The organism is Leptospira meyeri (assembly GCF_004368965.1).
Lineage (GTDB): Bacteria > Spirochaetota > Leptospiria > Leptospirales > Leptospiraceae > Leptospira_A > Leptospira_A meyeri.
Genome location: NZ_SORO01000014.1, coordinates 1 through 3,593, shown reverse-complemented (window position 1 = coordinate 3,593; position 3,593 = coordinate 1). Strand labels below are relative to the sequence as shown.

Sequence of the window (3,593 nt, the reverse complement as noted above, 5' to 3'; positions counted from 1 at the left end):
GAATTGTTTTCTTCCAAATCGTAAATCGACAACACTCTCTTAAAAAATTTGCGCGTTTTCTTCTTTTGATCAACTAATTGCAATTAACGAACTAGTGTAAACGACGTTCCCCGACCCTGAGTCCCTGAAAGGGACGTTAGGGACTGGAACGACGCTTGCGAAAGCAAGAGGAGTGCCAGAAGCCTATGTGTCGCAGACCGAGCGAGGCCTTGTGCCGAAGCGAAGCGATTCGCCGTTGTTATGCGACGTCTACGGTTTTCCATTACTTATTTATCGTAAATGATGATTAAAGTATGCAATGATTTCCTCGGAAATTTGTTTATTGCGGTTAAGTGAAATTCCAAGTCGTTCTGTTAGTGCATTCAAGCCAATGAAATTTCTGTCCACAAAACTTTTGAGATCTTTCTTATTTGGTTTCCAATATCCTTTAGAATTTTTATGGCAATAAGCACAAAGTAATAGTAAACGTAATGTTGGTGATTCTAACCTTGTTGGAGCAAAGAAAAACCAATATTTTACAATAGGCTCAAGATGAGCTACATAATTCCGCACTTCGGGAATTTCATACAATTCGCGAGGATCAGCGTCATAAGCAGATGTCATGATCTCGATTTTTCCCTGACAATGCAAAGTTAAGGTTTCATTTTCCAACAATCGATTGAAAAATCTGATGCAATAAGAAATATCTTGATTCTCAAATGCTTCCTTTGAAATATCAAAAAGAATAAGTGATGCTTTGTTTTTCATTAAGTCATCATAATACCACTTAGCTTCAATATGAGCTTTATAATCTTGTACTTCATCTACGAGATTTTCTATAAAACTGCGGGCATTTGCATCTAGCCTGTTGGTTTTTGGTATATTTATTCGCCATCCCGAGGATGTCCTTTCTGTCTGATTAATATTAAATTCGACCCAATACGTCTCTGTTTTGTTTAATATAACAAGTAGCAAAGGAAAATCAAGGTTGAGATAATAATTTAGGTGTTTAGTTTCTCCGCTATACCAAAAACCGTTATGGCTTTTATGTCTAAAATAGGACTCGCCGTATTTTATTTGAACTGCTATTGTCTTACCGGATACCGACCCATCTGCTAGAACAATGTCAATGTAACCATCTATTCCATAATCATGTTCAAGTTCGGTTTTCCTGAAGATCCAATTTAATTCAGAGTTAATTAATTTTGCGAACTCGATTACGCCTTGTTCACCTTTTTGATTTTGAATGGTTCGTTTAGGGAAAAAGTTATTGTTATTCATATTTAGATTATCGTGGATGTCGCATAACGAACTAGGGGAGACGACGTTTCCCGACCCTGAGTCCCAGCGGGACGTTAGGGACTGGCACGGAGTTTGCGGATGCAAACGAGTGACAGAAGGGAAATGTGGCGCAGCCCAAGCGAGGCCTTGTGCCGAAGCGCAGCGTTTCCCCGCTGTTATGCGCTGGACCGTTATTTATGAGAGACTTTTTGGTTTTTTAAAGGCAATCTTATATCTCCAACGAAGACATACCTGATTTTTCCAATGTTCATCATTTTATGAACAGATTGGCGGGATAATTTTAATTTCTTTGCCATTTCATCAACACTAATAAGATCAGCAGCTACTGTAACTTCTGCATCTTTTTTTGCTTTAAATTCAGCAATAGAAGCATTTATATGATTTTGAGATTTTCTAGTAAGAATTCCGTCTTTGCAATTTTTGCAATAGTAACCTTCTATATTATTGATTTTAAGGTTCCCATAATCTTTAATATTAAAATTTTCAGAGACATCAGTTTTAAAAACCATAGAATTTGTTTCACCACAGACAGGACAATCGATCCATTTTTTATCTTTCATAAGCTTTCATCTCCTTTAAAAGAAATAACTAAGGTATTACTGTTCGAAATTTGGATTTTAATATAAAGTTTATAATTATTGCCTTCCTTTTTGTAAACATCGTGCCAGAGCAAATGATTATTATGAGAAGTCATTGATTTAAAGAAGTCAGAATTATGTAAATTTAGAACTTCATTAATAATTTCAGTTTCTCCATATCCAAATTGTTCAATTGCAGTTTTTTGAGCATTTTTTGTAATAGAAAACTTTCCTTCGGTAATCAGTTCTTTTATCTTTTTTAACGGATAATGACAGACACGCTTTTCCACTATCCCTAGTATATTTAATGGGTAGACAATGTCAACTATTTAAAATTCTGTATTTTGAATTCAATTTTACGGTCTTGCGCATAACGAACTAGTCTTCCCGAAGTTGTCCGACCCTGAGTCCCTAGAAGGGACGTTAGGGACTGGCACGTAGCTTGCGTATGCGAGCGAGTGACAGAAGGACAATTTGCCGTAGGCCGAGTGAGGGCTTGTCCCGAAACGTAGCGGGAAGACGCTGTTAGCCGCAGTAGCCGATATTAACTAAAAAGTTTTTTTATTTCATCCCTAAGAATTTCTTCTGAAATTTCATAGATTCCTGTTTTTTCTATTGTTCCTGCAGTATACAACTTGTAATAGATTTTGATAGGATAAATTTTATCTTCAATTTTTGATATGGTTAAATTTATTGGTGTTACATCAAATTTATAGTTAGGATGGATTACAATTCCGTCTGTAGCAGCGAAATGAATTTCGCCATCATTGCTTTGTGGTCGAAGTAATTTTTTTAAACCATGATTGAAATTTCCGAAACCGTGGGCGAAAATTGAGTACGGTGCCAAGGGTTTCAAATTTAAAAAAACATGCTCCGCAACTCCTTTTCCTGTATTTACGATTTGAATTATGATTTGGATATTAATTTTATTCGCATCTCCAGGAGAATTGATAAGCTTATGGGATAATGATAAATTTGCCTTACGACGTCTTCCAAACATATCTTCGAGGTCGAAATGTTCCAAAGGATAAAAGCTAGCACCGCTTCGTTTGTAATAACGTCCATCGATGACAGCCATATGGGGAGGGGAAAGGCTTTCTGGTATTAGGGAAACAGCAAAGCCTATATCATGTATTTGATCTGAAATTAAAATTTTATGTTCTACCTTTTCAACTAGGGGCTGAACATATTCTCCTGTTAACTCATTTAGCCTAGAGTAAAACTGTGAGATGTTTTGAATAGGTTCACATTTTGTTGCACAATCGATATTATTTTCATTCTTTTTTGCCAAAACACCCCAGACTATTAACCCGCCTGCTGAGTTTGCAAATCCTGATAAAGCTTTTGATAAGTTTTTCTTATCATCATCAGACTTGAGTGATCCACCTCTTACAGTTTTGAAGTCAAGGAAAAGTGTTTCTTGTTCCATTTCTTCAACGTAACGTTCTATTGTTGGAATATCTATACTTTGGAATTGTTGTATTAGACTCATAAGTTTTTCGGATATTGCGGCTAACGAACTAGACTTACCGAAGTTCCCCGACCCTGAGTCCCGACGGGACGTTAGGGACTGGCATGTAGCTTGCGCAAGCAAGGCGAATGCCAGAAGGGGAATTTGGCGTAGCCCGAGCGAGGGCTTGTCCCGAAGCGTAGCGGTAAGTCGCTGTTATACGAAGTTTTGCGGTTTATCTAGATTAGACTTTTTCTTGTAAAGTCTAGGTAGTTTAATTGTTT

General features: G+C 37.0%; 4 protein-coding genes. All 4 read right to left on the bottom strand.

Annotated features, from left to right (window positions below; translation table 11 throughout):
* Positions 1-270: 270 nt before the first annotated feature.
* Positions 271-1,260: a DUF4365 and DUF1817 domain-containing protein gene (locus tag CLV96_RS19740; RefSeq protein WP_004786084.1), complete on the bottom strand. Its 990-nt coding sequence runs from the start codon at positions 1,258-1,260 to the stop codon at positions 271-273.
* Positions 1,261-1,451: 191 nt separating this feature from the next.
* Complete coding sequence (locus CLV96_RS19735) at positions 1,452-1,841, bottom strand: type II toxin-antitoxin system MqsA family antitoxin (RefSeq protein ID WP_004786989.1); 390 nt, start codon at positions 1,839-1,841, stop codon at positions 1,452-1,454.
* Positions 1,838-2,149 (bottom strand): type II toxin-antitoxin system MqsR family toxin, encoded by a 312-nt coding sequence (locus CLV96_RS19730; RefSeq protein WP_004786379.1) that lies wholly within the window; start codon positions 2,147-2,149, stop codon positions 1,838-1,840. The genes CLV96_RS19735 and CLV96_RS19730 overlap by 4 nt, the downstream gene beginning before the upstream one ends.
* Before the next feature lie 254 nt (positions 2,150-2,403).
* Positions 2,404-3,351 (bottom strand): AlbA family DNA-binding domain-containing protein, encoded by a 948-nt coding sequence (locus tag CLV96_RS19725; protein WP_004787587.1) that lies wholly within the window; start codon positions 3,349-3,351, stop codon positions 2,404-2,406.
* Positions 3,352-3,593 lie beyond the last annotated feature (242 nt).

Bases quoted from the DNA above. Each gene is read 5' to 3' on its own strand.
- CLV96_RS19740 (WP_004786084.1), bottom strand. From the start codon at position 1,260: ATGAATAACAATAACTTTTTCCCTAAACGAACCATTCAAAATCAAAAA.
- CLV96_RS19735 (WP_004786989.1), bottom strand. From the start codon at position 1,841: ATGAAAGATAAAAAATGGATCGATTGTCCTGTCTGTGGTGAAACAAAT.
- CLV96_RS19725 (WP_004787587.1), bottom strand. From the start codon at position 3,351: ATGAGTCTAATACAACAATTCCAAAGTATAGATATTCCAACAATAGAA.